The organism is Kitasatospora sp. NPDC101155 (assembly GCF_044768305.1).
Lineage (GTDB): Bacteria > Actinomycetota > Actinomycetes > Streptomycetales > Streptomycetaceae > Kitasatospora.
This window is the reverse complement of record NZ_JBIWPN010000059.1, coordinates 1-16,983: the sequence shown is the minus strand read 5'-3', so window position 1 is coordinate 16,983 and position 16,983 is coordinate 1. Positions and strand designations below refer to the sequence as shown.

Annotated in this window: 25 protein-coding genes; 13 read left to right on the top strand and 12 right to left on the bottom strand. The window is 71.4% G+C overall.

What is annotated here, in order from left to right; all coding sequences use genetic code 11:
- Positions 1-6: 6 nt before the first annotated feature.
- The 6 genes from ACIRYZ_RS40950 to ACIRYZ_RS40925 all read right to left on the bottom strand — a co-directional run bounded on the left by ACIRYZ_RS40950 (position 7) and on the right by ACIRYZ_RS40925 (position 4,568).
- Entirely contained in the window at positions 7-1,377 is a 1,371-nt protein-coding gene (locus ACIRYZ_RS40950; RefSeq protein WP_402953738.1) for an NAD(P)/FAD-dependent oxidoreductase, read from the bottom strand.
- Positions 1,367-1,576, bottom strand: coding sequence for a ferredoxin (locus ACIRYZ_RS40945; RefSeq protein WP_396251442.1), 210 nt, complete (start codon positions 1,574-1,576; stop codon positions 1,367-1,369). The genes ACIRYZ_RS40950 and ACIRYZ_RS40945 overlap by 11 nt, the downstream gene beginning before the upstream one ends.
- Before the next feature lie 819 nt (positions 1,577-2,395).
- Positions 2,396-2,758 (bottom strand): DnaJ domain-containing protein, encoded by a 363-nt coding sequence (locus ACIRYZ_RS40940; protein ID WP_402953737.1) that lies wholly within the window; start codon positions 2,756-2,758, stop codon positions 2,396-2,398.
- A complete protein-coding gene (locus ACIRYZ_RS40935) occupies positions 2,755-3,066 on the bottom strand; it encodes a hypothetical protein (RefSeq protein WP_402953736.1) in 312 nt (103 codons plus the stop codon). The genes ACIRYZ_RS40940 and ACIRYZ_RS40935 overlap by 4 nt, the downstream gene beginning before the upstream one ends.
- Positions 3,067-3,315: 249 nt before the next feature.
- Positions 3,316-3,750, bottom strand: coding sequence for an Hsp20/alpha crystallin family protein (locus ACIRYZ_RS40930; protein ID WP_402953735.1), 435 nt, complete (start codon positions 3,748-3,750; stop codon positions 3,316-3,318).
- 383 nt (positions 3,751-4,133) lie between these two features.
- A complete protein-coding gene (locus tag ACIRYZ_RS40925) occupies positions 4,134-4,568 on the bottom strand; it encodes an Hsp20/alpha crystallin family protein (protein WP_402953734.1) in 435 nt (144 codons plus the stop codon).
- A gap of 114 nt (positions 4,569-4,682) precedes the next feature.
- On the opposite strand from ACIRYZ_RS40925, the gene ACIRYZ_RS40920 reads away from it, so the two are divergent.
- From ACIRYZ_RS40920 to ACIRYZ_RS40905, 4 genes are all read left to right on the top strand, one after another.
- On the top strand, positions 4,683-5,369 hold the full coding sequence (locus ACIRYZ_RS40920; RefSeq protein ID WP_402953733.1) for a type III effector protein: 687 nt from the start codon (positions 4,683-4,685) through the stop codon (positions 5,367-5,369).
- 334 nt (positions 5,370-5,703) lie between these two features.
- Positions 5,704-7,644, top strand: coding sequence for a molecular chaperone HtpG (gene htpG, locus ACIRYZ_RS40915; RefSeq protein WP_402953732.1), 1,941 nt, complete (start codon positions 5,704-5,706; stop codon positions 7,642-7,644).
- A gap of 230 nt (positions 7,645-7,874) precedes the next feature.
- Positions 7,875-8,132, top strand: coding sequence for a hypothetical protein (locus tag ACIRYZ_RS40910; RefSeq protein WP_402953731.1), 258 nt, complete (start codon positions 7,875-7,877; stop codon positions 8,130-8,132).
- Positions 8,133-8,523: 391 nt separating this feature from the next.
- Entirely contained in the window at positions 8,524-9,165 is a 642-nt protein-coding gene (locus ACIRYZ_RS40905; protein WP_402953730.1) for a carbonic anhydrase, read from the top strand.
- A 9-nt stretch (positions 9,166-9,174) separates the two neighbouring features.
- Here ACIRYZ_RS40905 and ACIRYZ_RS40900 read toward each other — a convergent pair whose 3' ends face one another.
- Positions 9,175-9,819 carry an L-threonylcarbamoyladenylate synthase gene (locus ACIRYZ_RS40900; RefSeq protein WP_402953729.1) on the bottom strand — a complete coding sequence of 215 codons (645 nt, stop codon included), beginning with the start codon at positions 9,817-9,819 and terminating at the stop codon, positions 9,175-9,177.
- Positions 9,820-10,171: 352 nt separating this feature from the next.
- Here ACIRYZ_RS40900 and ACIRYZ_RS40895 point away from each other — a divergent pair, with 352 nt between their 5' ends.
- From ACIRYZ_RS40895 to ACIRYZ_RS40885, 3 genes are read left to right on the top strand one after another with little or no spacing between them, the layout of a single operon-like run.
- Positions 10,172-10,633, top strand: coding sequence for a hypothetical protein (locus ACIRYZ_RS40895; RefSeq protein WP_402953728.1), 462 nt, complete (start codon positions 10,172-10,174; stop codon positions 10,631-10,633).
- A 4-nt stretch (positions 10,634-10,637) separates the two neighbouring features.
- The gene (locus tag ACIRYZ_RS40890) at positions 10,638-11,108 is read left to right on the top strand and encodes a hypothetical protein (RefSeq protein WP_402953727.1); all 471 of its coding nucleotides are present in this window, start codon (positions 10,638-10,640) and stop codon (positions 11,106-11,108) included.
- A gap of 45 nt (positions 11,109-11,153) precedes the next feature.
- Positions 11,154-11,525: a hypothetical protein gene (locus tag ACIRYZ_RS40885; protein WP_402953726.1), complete on the top strand. Its 372-nt coding sequence runs from the start codon at positions 11,154-11,156 to the stop codon at positions 11,523-11,525.
- Between the two features lie 102 nt (positions 11,526-11,627).
- On the opposite strand, the gene ACIRYZ_RS40880 is transcribed toward ACIRYZ_RS40885, so the two are convergent.
- Complete coding sequence (locus ACIRYZ_RS40880) at positions 11,628-11,951, bottom strand: STAS domain-containing protein (protein ID WP_402953725.1); 324 nt, start codon at positions 11,949-11,951, stop codon at positions 11,628-11,630.
- On the bottom strand, positions 11,942-12,448 hold the full coding sequence (locus ACIRYZ_RS40875; RefSeq protein ID WP_402953724.1) for a J domain-containing protein: 507 nt from the start codon (positions 12,446-12,448) through the stop codon (positions 11,942-11,944). Before ACIRYZ_RS40875 ends, ACIRYZ_RS40880 begins: the two co-directional genes overlap by 10 nt.
- Positions 12,449-12,610: 162 nt before the next feature.
- Between ACIRYZ_RS40875 and ACIRYZ_RS40870 the strand changes: the two genes are divergently transcribed.
- Positions 12,611-13,033 (top strand): Hsp20/alpha crystallin family protein, encoded by a 423-nt coding sequence (locus ACIRYZ_RS40870; protein ID WP_402953758.1) that lies wholly within the window; start codon positions 12,611-12,613, stop codon positions 13,031-13,033.
- Positions 13,034-13,283: 250 nt separating this feature from the next.
- Here ACIRYZ_RS40870 and ACIRYZ_RS40865 read toward each other — a convergent pair whose 3' ends face one another.
- Positions 13,284-13,535, bottom strand: coding sequence for a hypothetical protein (locus ACIRYZ_RS40865; protein WP_402953723.1), 252 nt, complete (start codon positions 13,533-13,535; stop codon positions 13,284-13,286).
- Entirely contained in the window at positions 13,510-14,193 is a 684-nt protein-coding gene (locus ACIRYZ_RS40860) for a type III effector protein (RefSeq protein WP_402953722.1), read from the bottom strand. The genes ACIRYZ_RS40865 and ACIRYZ_RS40860 overlap by 26 nt, the downstream gene beginning before the upstream one ends.
- A 109-nt stretch (positions 14,194-14,302) precedes the next feature.
- Between ACIRYZ_RS40860 and ACIRYZ_RS40855 the strand changes: the two genes are divergently transcribed.
- The 4 genes from ACIRYZ_RS40855 (at position 14,303) to ACIRYZ_RS40840 (ending at position 16,025) form a co-directional block, all read left to right on the top strand.
- Positions 14,303-14,737: an Hsp20/alpha crystallin family protein gene (locus ACIRYZ_RS40855; protein ID WP_402953721.1), complete on the top strand. Its 435-nt coding sequence runs from the start codon at positions 14,303-14,305 to the stop codon at positions 14,735-14,737.
- Between the two features lie 97 nt (positions 14,738-14,834).
- On the top strand, positions 14,835-15,101 hold the full coding sequence (locus ACIRYZ_RS40850) for an STAS domain-containing protein (protein ID WP_402953720.1): 267 nt from the start codon (positions 14,835-14,837) through the stop codon (positions 15,099-15,101).
- A gap of 65 nt (positions 15,102-15,166) precedes the next feature.
- Positions 15,167-15,571, top strand: coding sequence for a DUF2267 domain-containing protein (locus ACIRYZ_RS40845; protein WP_402953719.1), 405 nt, complete (start codon positions 15,167-15,169; stop codon positions 15,569-15,571).
- Between the two features lie 55 nt (positions 15,572-15,626).
- Positions 15,627-16,025, top strand: coding sequence for a DUF2267 domain-containing protein (locus ACIRYZ_RS40840; RefSeq protein ID WP_402953718.1), 399 nt, complete (start codon positions 15,627-15,629; stop codon positions 16,023-16,025).
- Positions 16,026-16,068: 43 nt separating this feature from the next.
- On the opposite strand, the gene ACIRYZ_RS40835 is transcribed toward ACIRYZ_RS40840, so the two are convergent.
- Positions 16,069-16,365, bottom strand: a complete 297-nt coding sequence (locus ACIRYZ_RS40835; protein WP_402953717.1) for a helix-turn-helix domain-containing protein — start codon at positions 16,363-16,365, stop codon at positions 16,069-16,071.
- A gap of 157 nt (positions 16,366-16,522) precedes the next feature.
- On the opposite strand from ACIRYZ_RS40835, the gene ACIRYZ_RS40830 reads away from it, so the two are divergent.
- A partial coding sequence (locus ACIRYZ_RS40830; protein ID WP_402953716.1) for an Hsp70 family protein occupies positions 16,523-16,983 on the top strand: 461 nt, incomplete at its 3' end.

Genomic DNA, 16,983 nt, shown 5'->3' with positions numbered 1-16,983 from the left:
TGTGGGTCAGGTGGGCTGGACCACGGTCAGTCGGCGGTCGGGCAGGTGGCCGGTGAGCGCGACGGTGGGGCCGTGGGAGAGCCCCTTCGGATCCGGCACGTCCGAGGGGAGCGGGATCTCGGCCGCGAGCGGGCGGTCGGACGCGCCGGGCGCGGGCGGGAAGGGGGCGGCGGTCTCGATCAGACGGGTGTAGTAGTCGAGTGACTTGGCCATGTCGACGGTGACCGCGGCCGTGACCCGGCCCTGGTAGCCGTAGACCATCGCCAGGCGACGCTCCTCCAGCGTGCCCTGGGCGATGACCACGTGGTCGGAGAAGGTGGGCACGCCCACGGACTTGATGTTGAGCCCGAACTGGGTCGACCAGAACGTCGGAAGGGCAAGGTGCGGGCGGCGCAGAGGGCCGGGATTGACCATGTTGTGGGCGGCCACCTCGGCCTGCGCGACCGCGTTGCCCCAGTGCTCCAGAGAAAGCATCTGGTAGCCGAACAGCGGGTGGGGGAAGCGGGAGACGTCACCGGCCACGAAGACGTCGTCGGTGACGATGCCGTACATGTCGAAGGCCCGGCACCCGGCGTCGCAGGCGATCCCGCGCGGGCCTGCCGCCAGTCCGGAGTCCGCCAGCCATTCGACGTTGCGGACCGCCCCCAGGGCCGCGACGCACACGTCCGCCTCCACACGGCTGCCGTCAGACAGGTCCGCACCGGTGAACCGGCCGTTCCCGTCGCCGCGCAGGGCGGTGACGGTCACCCCGCAGCGCAGGTCCACCCCGTTGTTGCGCTGCATGGCGGCCGCGAGCTTCGACAGGGTACCGCCGAGCGCGCCCACCAGGGGGGCGGGGCCGCGTTCGGTGACCGTGACGTCGAGACCGCGTTCCCGGCAGGCCGAGGCGATCTCCGAGCCGGTGAAGCCCCCGCCGATCACCAGCACCCGCCGCGGCCCCGCGGCCAGGTGCTCGGCCAGCCCGGCGGCGTCCTCGCGGGTACGCAGGGTGAACACTCCGTCCAGGACGGCCTCCTCCGCCTTGGGCCAGGGCCTGGCCCGGGTGCCGGTGGCGATCAGCAACCGGTCGAACGGCAGCGATTCGCCGTCGGCCAGCACCACCCGCTTCCCGAGAGGGTCCAGGCCGGTGGCGCGGACCCCGAGCCGCCAGTCGGCGTCCGGGTCACGGCGCATCGGCAGAGCGGTGGAGTCCGCCGGGACCTGGCCGAGTAGGACCTGCTTGGACAGCGGCGGCCGGTCGTAGGGCGGATGGGGCTCGTCCCCGACCACGGTCAGTGAGCCGGTGAAGCCCTCCTCGCGCAGCGCCTCGGCGGCCCGCAACCCGGCCAGCGACGCGCCGACGATGACGATCCGGCCTTCTCGAAGGTCAGCGGCCATCGGGGCTCACCTCCTTGCCGAGGACGATGGCCTGGACCGGGCACGCCGCCGCAGCCTGGCGCACGCGCTCCAGCTGGTCGTCGGGAACGGCCGGGGCGTACAGCAGCCCCTCCTCCCCGTGCAACTGGAACACCTCCGGCGCGAGGAACACGCACTGCGCGTAGCCCTGGCAGCGTGTGAGGTCCACGACGATCTGCATCCCATTACTCCCTCCGTCGCCTCCCCCTCTCCGTTCCAGGGTGGGGGAGGGACCGGACCTTCGCATGGCTACGGGTCATCCCCGGCGAGAAGGGCCGGGGATCGGAGAGCCGTCGACCATCGGCACCTGCTCCCCGGCGTTGGCCTCGGGCTGTTCATCGTCTGGCTGAAGTCCGGACCAGGGGCAATCACGGGCATCGACCGCCCGGCGGGGAACGGACTGGTGTACCCAGGGCCGGGCGCTCAGGCCGTGCGCGGGCCGGCCGACGCCGCTGGCGCGTTCTGGCCGCCCTCGCCGACGCCGCGAAGGACGGCACCGAGATCGGCGTCACCGCCATCGTCCGCCGCGCGGGCGGCGACCGCGCCTTCCTCTGCCGCTACCGCGACCTCCTCACCCAGATCCACAAGGCGCTGAGCTGGCCACCACCCCGGCGGCCACGGTCCGGCCGTCAGCCGCGCTTTCCTCAAGGCCGACCTCGCGACCGGCGACGCCCGCGCGGCGTGCCCCGCCGCCCAGGTCCGTCGCCTCGAGCAGTGGCTCAGCGAAGCGCTTGGCGAGCAGGTCTGGCGCGAGGTGGGCATCGACGGGGCGGACGACACCGAATAGCTCAAGGCCCGGATCACCGCCCTGGAACAGCAAGTCGTCGTCTTGGAGCTCAAGTTCCAGGACCAGCTGACGACCTCGACGCCGCCAGGGCGGCCAACTGCGGGCTCATGGGTCAGCTCAACCGGCACGCTGACCGATCATCCGGCGCGTCCGAGCGGTGGCGTCGCCCCGGACCGCGACCGGCTGAAACGAAGCCAGCCCGGCTCCCAGCTGTCAAGCGGCCGGGAGCCGGGCGGATGGCCGGGCCTGCGAGGCCATCGGGGCAGGGGGGCTGATGCGGACAGGGCCCGCGACAACCGTCGCCCCGTGCGGCTGCTCCGGATAGGTGACCGGCGGCCGAACGGCTGGTGTCCGCGGGGCCGGCGTGCGGACCGGTCGGCCATGGCGGTCCGGGGCGTCGGTCAGGCGGTGGTGGGCGTCGATGACGCGGGCGAGTTGCTCGGCGGCGGCTGGGTCGGGGTTGGTGTCCGGGTGCAGCGCCCGGGCCAGGGCGCGGTAGGCGCTTGCGATCCGGTCCCGGGTCGCGCCGCGGGGAAGCCCGAGCACCCGGTAGGGGTCATCTCGGGGGGTGCTCACTCCGGTCCACCTCCAACCCGTGGGATCCCCTGCCGCCGGTGCCCGAGGCGCGGCGGGGAGCGGACCCGCCCAGTGACCTTTCGCGGACTGTGGTCAAGGGATGCGGGCGGGGCCTGTGCGTCCGACGTTCGAGGCCGGGGGCGGTGGTTCGCGTCGGCCGGTCCGTCGGTGGGCGGCCGGTCGCCGGGGCCGGTCGGCTCGGCCGGCAGGTCGGTGAGAGAGTGGAAGGCGGCGTCCAGGAGGTCCGGGTCGTTACAGATCAGGTCCCAGAACGCCTCGTCCACGGCTTCGGTGGTCTGCGCGGTCATGGCGCGCACCTCGCGGCTGACTGGGGGTGCCGCGCGGGGCCCCGGGAAGAAGCCCGTGGTTCCGCACGGCACCCGACCCCTTCGTTTTCCTTGGGTTCCAGGCCCGAGGGCCAAGGTCGGGCCTGGAGATTCGTGGCCTGCGCCGTTCGGCGCAGGGTCTCGGGTCGGGGTGTCACGCGGGCGGCCGAAGGGTGGACCGTTCCGTCCGCGCGGCACCGTTTCCTTTGGGGCACCAGGCCCGACGGGTGGTTAGGCCTGGAGTTCCTTGCGGTCGCTGCCGCCGCTGATCTGGATCTTGCGGGGCTTGGCGGTCTCGGCGACCGGGATGGTGAGGGTGAGTACGCCTGCCTCGTAGGCTGCGGTGATGTGCTCGGCGTCGAGGGCGTCGCCGAGGAACAGTTGCCGGGAGAAGACCCCGAGTGGGCGTTCGGAGAGCTGGACCTCGGCGTTGTCGCCGCGCTGCGTGGGGCGGCGCTCGGCCTTGACGGTGAGCACGTTCTTCTCGACGTCCAGGTCGATCGCGTCCGGGCTGATGCCGGGAAGGTCGAACTGGACGTAGAACGTGTCGCCGTCGCGCCAGGCGTCCATCGGCATCGCGGACGGGCGCGACCAGGTGCCGGTCGTGCCGAACAACTGCTGGGTGAGTCGGTCCAGCTCGCGGAACGGGTCAGTGCGCATCAACATCGTCGAGTACCTCCTCGTCTAATCAACGGGCGACTTCGACGCGCTCACACATCCCTCATTGCTTGTCACCTTCTCAGCGACAAGTCGCACATGTCGCCGGATGGATGACAGAGCGGATGGTCAGGCGTCCTGGGGACAGGGCCCCGGTGTCAGTGGCCTTCAGTGGCCGGGCCGCCTGCGTCGGAGTGCCGCGCAGCGCGGACGGGCGGCCGGTCCCGCGGAGCGGGTGCGGGCGGCGATCGGCGCACCGAGAGCCCGGCAGCCGGCGAACGTCACCTGCGGCAGGTCCGGCACCACCCCGGCCTGCCCGCAACTGCCCGCCAGCGCCACGCGCCGCGCCGTATCAGTAGCTCTGAGCGGCGGGGCGCCGGCCTCGCGCGGGTTCACGCCGCCGCGACAACGGCCTGGCCGCTCTCCTCGGGCGACTGGCCGGCCTCACTGGGCTGGACGGTGATCTTGCGGGGCCGGGAAGCCGAGGCGACGGGGGCGGTGAGGGTCAGGACGCCGTCCTGCAGGTGGGCCGCGATACGGCCCGGGTCGAGGCTGCCGGCCAGCTGGATCCGGCGCTCGAACACCCCGTGGGTCCGCTCGGCGAGCTGGGTGCGCGCGCCCTCGCCGCGCGGGGCGGGACGGCGTTCGGCCTTCACGGTCACCATCCGGCCCAGCACGTCGACGTCGATCGCCTCCAGTGCAACGCCGGGCAGGTCGAGTGCGATCACGAAACGCTCGTCCTCGCGCCAGGCGTCCATCGGAATCGGGGTCGGTCGCGACCAGGACCCGGGGGGCGCCTGGTGGGTCACCGCAGTGGGCATGGACATCGTCGGACACCTCCGGTCCAGAAGGTCTTGTTCGCACCGGTGCGGCGCGACACGAACCGTTGTAGCATGTCGTCCAGACGATGACAAAAACTCAGTCAGCGAAAGAGTGACGTCATGGATACGCAGGACACCGGCGCGGCCGGGGTGGGGCCGGCCTCGTTCCTGGCCGCCGCCGCCGCGCTGGGCATGATGGACGCCGCCGCCCGCACCGCCCGCCACGCACCCCCCGACGACGCGGGCCAGAGCGACCCGCACTATGCCCTGTCCGCGCTCTTGATGCTGCGCCACCTTCGCGAGGAACTCGCGGGCTGGGAGACCGGTCTGATCGAGACAGCCCGCGGCGCCGGCGCCACCTGGGCCGACCTCGCCGAACCGATGGGCGTCCAGAGCCGCCAGGCCGCCGAGCGCCGCTACCTGCGCATGCGCCCGAACGCCGATGCTGGCACCGAGGCGGGCAGCACCGGCGAGCAGCGTGTCCAGGCCACCCGCGACCAGCGTGCCGCCGACCGCGCGGTGACGACCTGGGCCCGCGACAACGCCGCGGACCTGCGCCGCCTCGCCGGACAGATCGGCGCCCTGGATGACCTCACCACCTCGGCGGCCCCTGCCATAGAACGCCTGCTGGACGCGCTCGGCCACAACGACCCCGCCCGCCTGCTCGCCCCGCTCGCCGAGACCCGGCCCCTCCTGGAGGCGGACCACCCGACGATCGCCGACCGCCTGGATGAGCTCACCGTCCGAACCGAACAGCTTCGTGCCGACAGCGACCGGCAGCGCCGCACACCCGCGGCCGGCCCGTGAGCACCCCGGCCGCGGCCCTGCCGGGCTGTGGCCCGCACGTCAGCGGACCTGTTCACCGTCGCAAAGCCTGCCCCGGCCCGCAAAGCGCGAGTTGAGAGGCCCTGAGGCCCTCGACGTGAAGACCACCCCCGTGACGGCGCCGCGTCGTCCCTGACCCCAGTCGTCGCCCATGACTCCAGCCGACCTGCAGCAGCTGCTGATCACACGCGTCCTGAGCAGCCCTACCAGCCCCTCAGCCACACCTGAACACCCCCGGGGCCACACCCGGCCGGCCTCGGCAAGTCGACCCGACCCGAACCCTTTCCACTACGCATACATGAAGGAGACGCCTCCCGTGGCCAGCCCGACCGAGACACTGGAGTTCCAGGCGGAGACCCGCCAGCTGCTGCAGCTGGTGATCCACTCGATCTACTCGAACAAGGACATCTTCCTGCGCGAGCTGATCTCCAACGCCTCCGACGCCCTCGACAAGCTCCGCCTGGAATCCCTCACCGACACCGACCTCGCAGTCGACGCCTCCGACCTGCACATCACGCTGGACATCGACCGCGACGCCCGCACCCTGACGGTGCGGGACAACGGCATCGGCATGACCCGCGAGGACGTCGTCGACCTGATCGGCACCATCGCCAAGTCCGGCACCGCCAGCCTGCTGGCCAAGATCAAGGAGGCCAAGGACGCAGACGCGGCGCAGAGCCTGATCGGCCAGTTCGGCGTCGGCTTCTACTCCGCGTTCATGGTCGCCGACAAGGTCACTCTGCAGACCCGCCGCGCCGGCACCGAGCAGGGCACCGTGTGGGAGTCCGACGGTGAGGGCACCTACACCATCGCGCAGGCCGACGACCTGCCGGTGGGCACCTCGGTCACGCTGCACCTCAAGCCGGCGGACGGCGAGGACGGGCTCGGTGACTACCTCGCGGCGTGGAAGATCCGCCAGATCGTCAAGCGGTACTCGGACTTCATCCGCTGGCCCATTCGCATGGCCGCCGAGCCCGTCGAGGCGGACGCCGAATCCGCCACGGACGAGAAGGCCGCCGTCGTGCCGGAGACGCTGAACTCGATGAAGGCGCTGTGGGCCCGTCCCCGCAGTGAGGTGACCGAGGCCGAGTACCACGAGTTCTACCAGCAGATCAGCCACGACTGGCAGGCCCCGGCCGAGACCATCCACATGCGCGCCGAGGGCACCTTCGAGTACGAGGCGCTGCTGTTCATCCCCGCCCACGCCCCGTTCGACCTGTTCTCCCGCGACACCAAGCGGGGCGTGCAGCTGTACGTCAAGCGCGTGTTCATCATGGACGACTGCGACGCGCTGATGCCGAACTACCTGCGTTTCGTCAAGGGCGTCGTCGACGCCCACGACCTGTCGCTGAACGTCTCCCGCGAGATCCTGCAGCACGACCGCCAGATCACCGCGGTTCGCCGACGCCTCGTCAAGAAGGTCCTCAGCGCCCTCAAGGACATGCAGGCCGCGAACACCGACGCCTACACCAAGCTGTGGGAGCAGTTCGGCCGGGTGATCAAGGAAGGCCTGATCGAGGACCGCGACAGCACCGACACCCTGCTGGAGCTGGTCTCCGCCCAGTCCACCAATGCCCCGGATAAGGCGACCACGTTGCGCGAGTACGTCGCGCGGATGAAGGACGGCCAGGACACCATCTACTACCTGACCGGCGAGAGTCGCCAGATGGTGGAGAACTCCCCGCACATGGAGGCCTTCACCGCCAAGGGATACGAGGTCCTGATCCTCACCGACCCCGTCGACGAGGTCTGGACCGACCAGATCCCCGCCTTCGACGGCCACCGCTTCCAGTCCATCGCCAAGGGCCAGGTCGACCTCGACAACGACGCCGACAGCGACGGCAGTGACGAGGCGAAGGCGGACAAGGCCCAGCGCGAACAGGACTTCGCCGCCCTCCTCGCGTGGCTGCAGACCGCCCTGGCCGAGCACGTCAAGCAGGTCCGCCTCTCCACCCGGCTCACCACCTCCGCCGCCTGCCTGGTCGGCGACGCCCACGACCTGACCCCCACCCTGGAGAAGATGTACCGGGCCATGGGCCAAGACCTCCCCACCGTGAAGCGGATCCTCGAACTCAACCCCACCCACCCCCTCATCACCGCCCTGCACCAGGCCCACCAGGCAGGAGCCGACGACCCGGCGCTCGCCGACATCGCCGAACTCGTCCACGGCAGCGCCCTGCTCGCCGAAGGCGGCGACCTGCCCGACCCGGCCCGCTTCACCCGTCTCCTGACCAACCGCCTCACCCACACCCTGTAACCCCCTGCGGGTGCGGCCGGCCGCGGCTAACAGTGCCCGGCCGGCCGCACTCCCGCGCCGCTTGGCCAGGACCGCCCGCCAGCGGGCGGGCGCGCACCGGCCCGGGGCCGGGCTGCATCACCCTCGGCAGGAGTGCGGCCCGCAGCACCGCTTCCCTCACCCGTTTCGGCAGCCGGAAACGGAAGCCGGCCACCACCGACAGCTACCCGACCGACCGAGGACATCCGCGCGTGTACGAGTACACCGACCGCAAGAACCGCACCCTGGCCGACCGCGTCAACGCCGCCGCCGAGCGCCGTCCGGACCACGGCACCGAGCAGGACAAGGTCACCGCGACCGCTCTGCTGGCCGACATGCTCCACGCCGCGGCCCAGCACGGCATCACCCTCGACACCTTCGACTGGGTCGCCGACCTACCCGGACACTGCTACGCCGCCGTCGTTTCTCCTCTGCGCGAGCGGGCCACCCGGTGGGCCACGGCCAGTTGAACACGACGAGCCGGGCCGGGCACCTACCGTCCTGCGCCGATCTCGCGCGGGCGGCGGCGCCCCTGCTGCCCCGGGCAGCGGCCCAGGACGAAGCTGCTCTGTTCGAACCGGAGCCCAGGCTTCGGGACCAGGCCGACGACTTCGCCGAAGCCCGGGCTGCCGGCCGTGAGCTCACGGACGAGCTCGATTCGCCGCGCCGAGGCGATCACCAGGCGCCTGCGAGCGGTGAAACGCCCAGGTCCCGACCGCTGAGCGGCCGGGAGACGGCTGGGACGGACGTGACTGTGGCCTGCTCGGTGCGTTCACCGGGGCCATGGCGGGCGCAGCCGCCGGGCGCGGCGGGGAAGGGGTGCCCGCGCGGACCAACAAGGCCGAGTCGTAGTCTGCGGCCATGACCGAAGTCCCTATTGCCACGCCCCGGGAAGCCTTCGAGATGCTGCTGGCCGGCAACCGGCGGTTCGTCGCGGGTTCGCCGGAGCACCCGAACCAGGACGCCGCCCGCCGCACCGAGATCGCACCGGCCCAGAGCCCGTTCGCGGTGCTGTTCGGGTGTTCCGACTCGCGGCTGGCCGCCGAGATCATCTTCGACCGGGGGCTGGGTGACCTGTTCGTGGTTCGCACCGCCGGGCATGTGATGGGGCCGGAGGTGCTCGGCAGCATCGAGTACGGGGTGAGCATGCTCGGCTCCCCGCTGGTCGTGGTGCTCGGCCACGACGCGTGCGGCGCGGTCGCGGCCACCCGCGCCGCTGTCGCCGACGGGACCACCGCCGGTGGGTATGTGCGGGACGTGGTCGAGAAGGTGACCCCCAGCGTGCTGGCCGCCCGCGCGGCCGGGCACACCGAGGACGCGGACTTCATCGCCGAGCACATACGGCACACCGTTGACCTGCTGCTGGAGCGCTCCCGCGCGCTCGCCGACGCGGTCGAGGCCGGCCGGGTCGCCGTGGTCGGGTTGTCCTACCGGCTCGCCGACGGCACCGCCCACCTGGTCACCGCCCGGGGCCTCGACCTGCCCCTCGGCTCGGCGGCGTGAGCCGGCTGTTCAGCGTTCCTCCAGGTCCGGGACGACCTTGCGCAGCTGTTCGGCGCTGATCGCGCCCGCGCGCAGGAGTACGGGAGCCGTGCCGGTGATGTCCACGATCGAGGACGGCACGGCCGCAGGCGTCGGGCCCGCGTCCAGGTAGACGGCCACCGCCGTGCCGAGCATGCCCTGTGCGGCGTCGCAGTCCTGCGGGGACGGCTCGCCGGTCAGGTTGGCGCTGGAGACGGCCAGCGGCCCCGTCTCCACCAGCAGGTCGATGGCGACCGGGTGCGCGGGCATCCTCACCGCCACCGTGCCGTGCGTCTCGCCGAGGTCCCACTCCAGCGACGGCTTGTGGCGGGCGACCACGGTCAGCCCGCCCGGCCAGAACGCGTCCATGAGCTCCCGCGCGCGCTGCGGCAGGTCGTCGACCAGGAGATCCAGATCGCGCGGGGAGCCGACCAGCACCGGGGAGGGCATGTGCCGGCCCCGGCCCTTGGCTTCGAGCAGCCGCGCCACTGCCTGGGGGCTGAAGGCATCGGCACCGACACCGTAGACGGTGTCGGTGGGCAGCACCACAAGCCCACCCCGACGCACCGCCGAGACGGCCTCGCGCAAACCCATGGCACGCTCGGAGAAATCCGAGCAGTCGAAACGACGCGACATCGCAGTTCTCCAACCGAGCGGGTTCCCCGCCCCTTTCCTCCGCGCCGCAGAACCCGGCACGGCCGACGCCGGTCACGTTACCCGGCGCCCCCGGTCCCCGGGCGCCGCCTCTGAGCAATGTGAGCCGCTGGACGCCGTACGTCTTCCGGCCCCGTCACCTGTACTGACGGCCACGCCCTGCCCCGGTCCAGACGAAAACCTCCAGATCGGTTCTGAGAGAACCTGAAGCTCGGGTTGCTTGATGGGCTAATCAGATGTATACGGACTGGTGGGAGTGTTTCCGGATGCCGACAGGCGGAGGCCGTACGTCGGGTCTGGGAGCTGAAGCGGGTGAAGTGCGTTGGCCGAGGAGGTGTCGACATTGATCATAGAACTGGCTCTGGAACGTGCGGAGTTCACCTGCGGCCACTGCTGGCACCAGTGGAGCATCGACTACGACGTCCAGCACTACCGTGACAGTGAGGGACGCGACTGGGAGTACTTCTCCCGGGACGGTATCGCCGTGGACTCGCCCTACACTCCCGCGGGTGCGCCGCCGTGTCCCGAGTGCGGGCGCCGCTGGGTGGGGCGCTGTGCGGCCCGCCGTCTGATCCCCACGCCGCCGGGCGCGCTCGACACGCCCCGCCAGCCGATCATGGATGCGGCGGGTCACCGGCCGGAGCGGCACGGCGCGCCGCTGCTCGCAGCGCGGGCCCACCTTCAGCCGGAGCAGATCGGCCCGCCCGGTTCCGGTGCCGCTGAGCCCAGGGCGATGGAGACGGCCTCGTCCGTACGGAAAGGGGAGTCGCAGGCTGTCGCGGGTGAGGGGGTGTGAGGCGGTGGCCAGGTTGACGATCGAAGGCGCGGATCTGGTGGTGCGGCTGCGCTGGTGGGAGCGGCTCGCGGCATGGTCGGGACCGGTCCGGGTGTCGCTGACAGCGGTGGAGAAGGTCACGATCACCAGGGAACCGTGGCGGGTTCTGCGCGGTGCCCGCGAACGCGGCGTGCTGGTCCCCGGCCGGCTGTGCCTGGGAGTGTGGCGCCATCCTGGCGGCCGGGACTTCGTAGCCCTGCGCCCGCTCACGGACGTCGTGGTGAGCATCGACCTGCGCCGGCCTTCTGTGTACGCGCGCATCGCGGTCCACTCGACCGAGGCGCCGCGAACGGCGGCCGACCTGCGCATGGCGGTGAGCCGGGCCGCTGTCGCGGCGGACGGGCGGGATGAGGATGTCCCCGAGGCGATGCCGGAGCCCGAGAAGCCGCTGGCCAGGCCCGGTGGCCGATGGACGGGCGTTCCGGCCCACGCCTGAGACACCGGCCTGCACCGCACGGGGCACGGGCCAAGGAGGTCGGGAATGCTGACGGAGCGAATGCCGCGTGAGATCGCGGTGGCTGCCGCCGAAAAGATCCGCCGTCTCAACGAACGCACCGTGCGGACCGGTGCCTATCCGTATCCGACGGACGTCCATCACACGATCGGTGCGCTGGCGGGCCTGCTGGAGCAGCTTCCCCGCACACTGCATCAGCTCGCGGCGGGCCTGAACGCGATCGACCCGGAGCATCTCGCGGTCCTGGAGGATCCGCCGACTCCGGTGCGGAAGCAGGCCGACGTCGCCTTCGAGCTGGGATGCGCGATCGCGGCGATCGAACGCGCTGGCACCCATCTGCGCCAGGCGCAGCACACTGCCGCGGAGCTGGTCTACACCGGGCCGGTTCCGGGAGTCTGACCGGCGGCCGGGAGGATGGTCCTGAAGCGGCGGCTCGCACTCGCGCCATCGGTGCCTTGGAGCGCGCGCGATGGTGGCAGCGCCGCGGTACGCGGCCCGGTGTCAGCCGTCAACCAGGTCGGCGAGACCGAAAAGGCCGAACAGCCGGGCGACGATCGGGGCCCACACATCCGTGACCTTCAGGACGACGCCTTCCTCCTGCGCCTGGTGATGGAGCCGTTCCAGGGTGTGCGCGCCCGAGCAGTCGCAGAATCTCACCTGCGCGAAGTCGAGGTCGACGCGGCTGGGCCGGTTCGCCAGGCACTCCTTGACGCGGCTCTCCAACTCGGCGGCGGTGGCGAGGTCGATCTCGCCCGTGATCGCGACGGTGACCTGGCCGTCCCACCGGGAGGCGGCGGTGCGGAAGTCGTTGCCGTTCACAGCCATGGCTCCACCTCCCACAGCCGGTGCACTATCCACTCCCAGAGGTCGCCGGATTCATCCCGCGCCCACGCCGACGCATCTGGCGGTGCGATCCGCACCGGGCCCACTCGAACGAGCGGTTCGGCTCCTCGCGGGATCATTCCGACGAGGCGAGTTGGCGCGGCGCGCGCAGGCCCTGCCCCTCCGGTTTCCCGGACGATTCGCATGGGCACCCGTCGGCCCGCGGTCGGGGGAGGGGCCGAGGCGCGGGCGGTCCCCGGGTGGGGCCGGGCGGTCTCGCGTTCGGCGTCGTAGGCGGCTCGCAGCTCGGGATCGTGCAGGACCTCGTAGGCGGCGACCACCGCGCCGAGTCGCTCCGCCGATCCCGGTTCGACGGGGCGGGTGTCGGGGTGCAGCAGCCGGACCAGGGCGCGATAGGCCGAGGTGACCTGCCGCGCGGACGCCGTGGGTTCCACTCCCAGCACCGCGTAGTGATCGCGTCGCTCTCGCGATCCCGTCATGGCGGACCACCTCCCGGGCGACCCCGGCAAACCTCCTCATCGACCTGGATAGAACCTTGGCCAACGCTTGTCAAGATGCCCGAAATGCGGGTATATCGACTGTGGGTGGACTCCCGCGAGAGCCTCATCGCTGTCACCGCCCCACAAGGAGAGTGACCCGTGATGTTGATACGAACCGATCCGTTCCGCGAGCTCGACCGGCTCACCCAGCAGGTGCTGGGCACCGCGACCCGGCCGACCGCGATGCCGATGGACGCCTATGAGAGCGACGGATCCTTCCTGATCCGCCTCGACCTGCCCGGCATCGGGTCTGAGAGTATCGACCTGAACGTCGAGCAGAATGTCCTGACGGTCAAGGCCGAGCGGCCGGCACCGGAGATCGAGGGCCGCGAGATGGTCGTCGCTGAACGGCCCTACGGCGTCTTCAGTCGCCAGGTGTTCCTCGGCGAGACGCTCGCGGCCGACAAGATCGAGGCCGACTACGACGCCGGCGTGCTGACGATTCGCATCCCGATAGCCGAACACGCCAAGCCGCGCAAGATCGAGATCAAGAGCAGCGGCGAGAAGAAGCAGATCGCCACCTGATCAGCGCAACGGCAGCCCCGGCGCTCGGAGTTATGGCAGGCCCAGCGCGCCAGCTGCGTCCGCCCGGGGCGCCCCGCACGGTCGCCGGGGGATGGTGCCCGAGTCCGTCTCCGGCTGCCCCGCCCGGTCAGACTGACCGGGCGGGGGTGTGAGGGCTCTCCGCCGCGAGGCCGCGGTGCTGCCGGGCGAGCAAGATCCCCTCGGCCTGACGAGGCCTCCCCCCCGCGCTGTCGCCAGCATGACGGGTCCCTCAGTACCCGGCGGTGTGATGCGCCGCGCCGGCGCCGAACTGCGCCGCGATGTCCTGTTCGACCTGCGCAAAGGAGGTGCGGAGGGCTTCGCGTATGGCTTCCAGGCGCGCAAGACAGACGTCCATCGAGGCGATGGCGGCGTCGCTGTCGGTCCGCATCCGGTGCCCGACGGCCACGAGCTGGTCCTCGATCCGCTGCCAGCGCTCTTCGGCGACGGCCAGGGGGTCAGGCGCGCCGGTGGTCGCTGTCATGGCGCAGTTGGTCGGTGTGCTGGGCGAGGTCGTCGAGGCGGTGGGCGATTTGGGGATGGCGGGTGCCGAGGTGGGGGCGGACGGCGGCCAGGGGTGTCAGGAGTTCGGTGGCGTCCGGGGCGCCGAGCGCGGTGTGGAGGTGGTCGAGGGCGGGGCGGGCTGCCGGGGCGAGGTCGGTCAGGGCGGCGACCTGGGCGGCGAGCCGGCGCAGGTCAGCGGCGTGGGCGCGGGCCCAGTCGGTGACGGCGCGCTCTGCGGCGCGGCGGTCGCGTACGGCCTTGACGCGTTTGGCCCCGGTGGTGCCCGTGTTGCTGGTGGCGGGTGGCGCAAGGCGCAGGTAGCGGTTCTCGGCGGCCTGGCGGCTGGCGACGCCCATGGGGCGGGCGAGGTCGGCCCAGGTGGCGCCGGCGGCGCGGGCGGTCTCCACCAGCGGGGCTTCCCAGTCGGCGAGCTCGGTACGCAGCTCGCGCAGCAGCAGCAGGGCGGCCAGTGCCTGCTCGGGGCCGGTTTGGGTGGTAGGCGGGGTCATGGCTTCGGTGTCCTGCGCGGTGCGGACGGCGTCGTCTATGGCGGCGAGCGCCGCGGCGGCGGCGAGGAAGGACGCCGGGCCCCTCGGCGGTCCGCCGCCGGTCGCGGGTGCTTCGGGCCGCTCTCTCATCGGTGTCACTCCTTTGGCGACGTCAGGGATTGTCATCGGATGGATGACATGTTAGAACGGTTTCAGGTGAAGCGCACTGGCACCCATCGATCAATGGAGGTGTTTCGCGATGCTGATGCGCACCGATCCGTTCCGCGAGCTGGACCGGCTGACCCAGCAGTTCTTCGGCACGACCGGTACCTGGTCGAGGCCGACCCCGATGCCGCTGGACGCCTACCGCGTCGGCGACGAGTACGTGATCTGCTTCGATCTCCCCGGGGTGGACTCCGACGCGCTCGACATCGATGTCGAGCGGAACATGCTGACCGTCAAGGCCGAACGCCGTCCCCGCCACGAGGGCGAGGACGTGAAGTGGGAACTCTCCGAGCGTCCGCTCGGCGTCTTCTCCCGGCAGGTCATGCTCTCCGACACGCTCGACCCCGAGGGGATCACCGCCGACTACGACTCCGGTGTGCTGACCCTGAAGATCCCGGTCGCCGAGAAGGCCAAGCCCCGCAAGATCGCCATCGGCCACAGCGGAAACCGCAAGGAGATCAAGGCCTGACCACGTCCCTGTGCCGTTCCGTGCCGCCCGCACCCCCCGAGCGGACGGCGCGGAACACTCCCGCAGTCGGCCCCGTGCCGCCGGACCGGCACCGTTCGTGGTGAGGGCCTTCGGTGAAATCGACATCATCACTGCCCCGCGGCTTCGCCACTGGCTGGCCGCCGCGTTCGAGGTGCACCGGGCGGTGGTGCTCGAACTGTCGGAGGTGACGTTCATGGACTGCTCGGGCCTGGGCGTCCTCGTCCAGGCCCGCAACCAGGCCGACCAGTGCGACGGGCGGCTCGTCCTGCAAGGGGCCGCCAGGCCCGTGGCCAGGCTGCTCAAGCTCACCGGCCTCCATCGCCGCCTGGCCGCCGAATTCTGATCGGCCCCCGTACGCCCACACCCGGGCCGGGCCCGGACCGTGCCGGGACGAAGGGAGGAATCGCGGTGACTCTTCGATGGGAAGCGTTCTTGGACCAGGTCCGGGAACGCGGTGAGTACGACACACCCCAGGACGCCGACCGCGCGGCCCGCGTCGTGCTGGCCCTGCTCGGCACCCACCTGGTTGGCGACGTGCGCGCGAAGCTCGCGGCCCGTCTGCCCGAGACCTTCGCCCTGATCCTGCTGAGCCCCTTGCAGGCCGCCGAGCCGCTCAGTCCCGAACGGTTCGTGCGCGCCACCGCCGCCTGGATCGAGGGCGCCACCGAGAAGACCGCCGTGTGGGACATCGGAGCTGTCCTGTCCACGGTGGCCGACGCCGCCGGCGACGAATTGATGGAACGCGTGCTGTTCCAGCTGCCGCCCGGCTACGACGTCCTGTTCGGCCGCCCCGCCCCCGGCCGCCGACCCTGACCCGCTTTCGTGCCGCCGCCCACGCTGCGGCGGCCCGTATCGGAAGGCCACCGCCATGACCCGGCACCGCCGCCTGATCCAGCAGGTCCGCACCCTTGGCCGCTACCCCAATGACGAGGAAGCCGAACGAGTCCTCGACACCGTCCTGGCCGTCCTCGGCTCCCAGCTCACCGGCGACGAACGCTGCGAGCTGGCCGCCGCGCTGCCCGAGCGGGCCCGCGCCGTCTTCGCCTCGCAGATCCCCCTGCCCGAACCCGTCGCCGCCCCCGCCTTCGTCGAAGCCGTCGCCCGAGCCCTGAACATCAGCCTCACCAGCGCCCGCTGGGATGCCTCCTCCGTCCTGGCCGCCCTCACCGATCTCGCCGGCGATCGGCTCACCGACCGCCTTCTCGCTTGCCTGCCCAGCGGCTACGCGCTCCTGTTCGGCCGCGCCGACCTCGCCGCCGCCGCTTAAACCCCGCCCAGCCCGGGCGGGTCCAGGCGGCGGGCGCCCGACGTCACTGGCCGCGGGCCTGGTCCAGGTCGGCCTCCAACTCCTCCACTCGGGCCTGGAGCTCGAGTACCCGGCGCGCGCCTTCCAGGGTCAGTCCCTCGCTGATCAGCTTCATCAGGGCCGCGACACGGTTGATTTCCCGGCGCGAGTACCTACGCTGACCGCCCGACGAGCGCACGGGCACGACCGCGCCCAGCTCGTCCAGTCGCCGCAGGAACGCCACCTGGACGTGCAGCATCGCGGCGACCTGCCCCACCGTGTACAGCGCGGCATCCGCGTCATCAATGGGCAGCTCCACCACCGCGACCTCACCTCGCCGCTCGCTGAAATGAAACCTCACTTCCACGTTACAGATTTCCTCCAGTCACGGCATTGACTTACTCTTGAGGGTAGGAGGCTCAAGTTTTCTTCCTCCTGGTGAGGCAAGACGGGAGGGATAGCAAGAGAGGAGGCCCGCGATGGCACGCGCAGTCGGTATCGACCTGGGAACGACGAACTCGGTGTTCTGCGTGCTGGAGGGCGGCGAGCCGACCGTCGTCGCGAACGCCGAAGGCGCGCGCACCACCCCATCGGTGGTGGCCTTCGGCAAGGGCGGCGAAGTGCTGGTCGGCGAGGTCGCCAAGCGGCAGGCCGTCACCAACGTGGACCGTACCGCCCGCTCGGTGAAGCGGCACATGGGCGAGAGTGACTGGCACTTCCCGGAGAAAGGGGACGTGGACGGCAAGCGCTACACCGCGCAGGAGATCTCCGCGCGGGTGCTGCAGAAGCTGAAGCGGGACGCCGAGTCCTACCTGGTCGAGGACGTGACGGACGCGGTGATCACCGTGCCCGCGTACTTCAACGACTCCCAGCGCACCGCGACCAAGGAGGCCGGCGAGATCGCGGGCCTGAAGGTGCTGCGGATCATCAACGAGCCGAC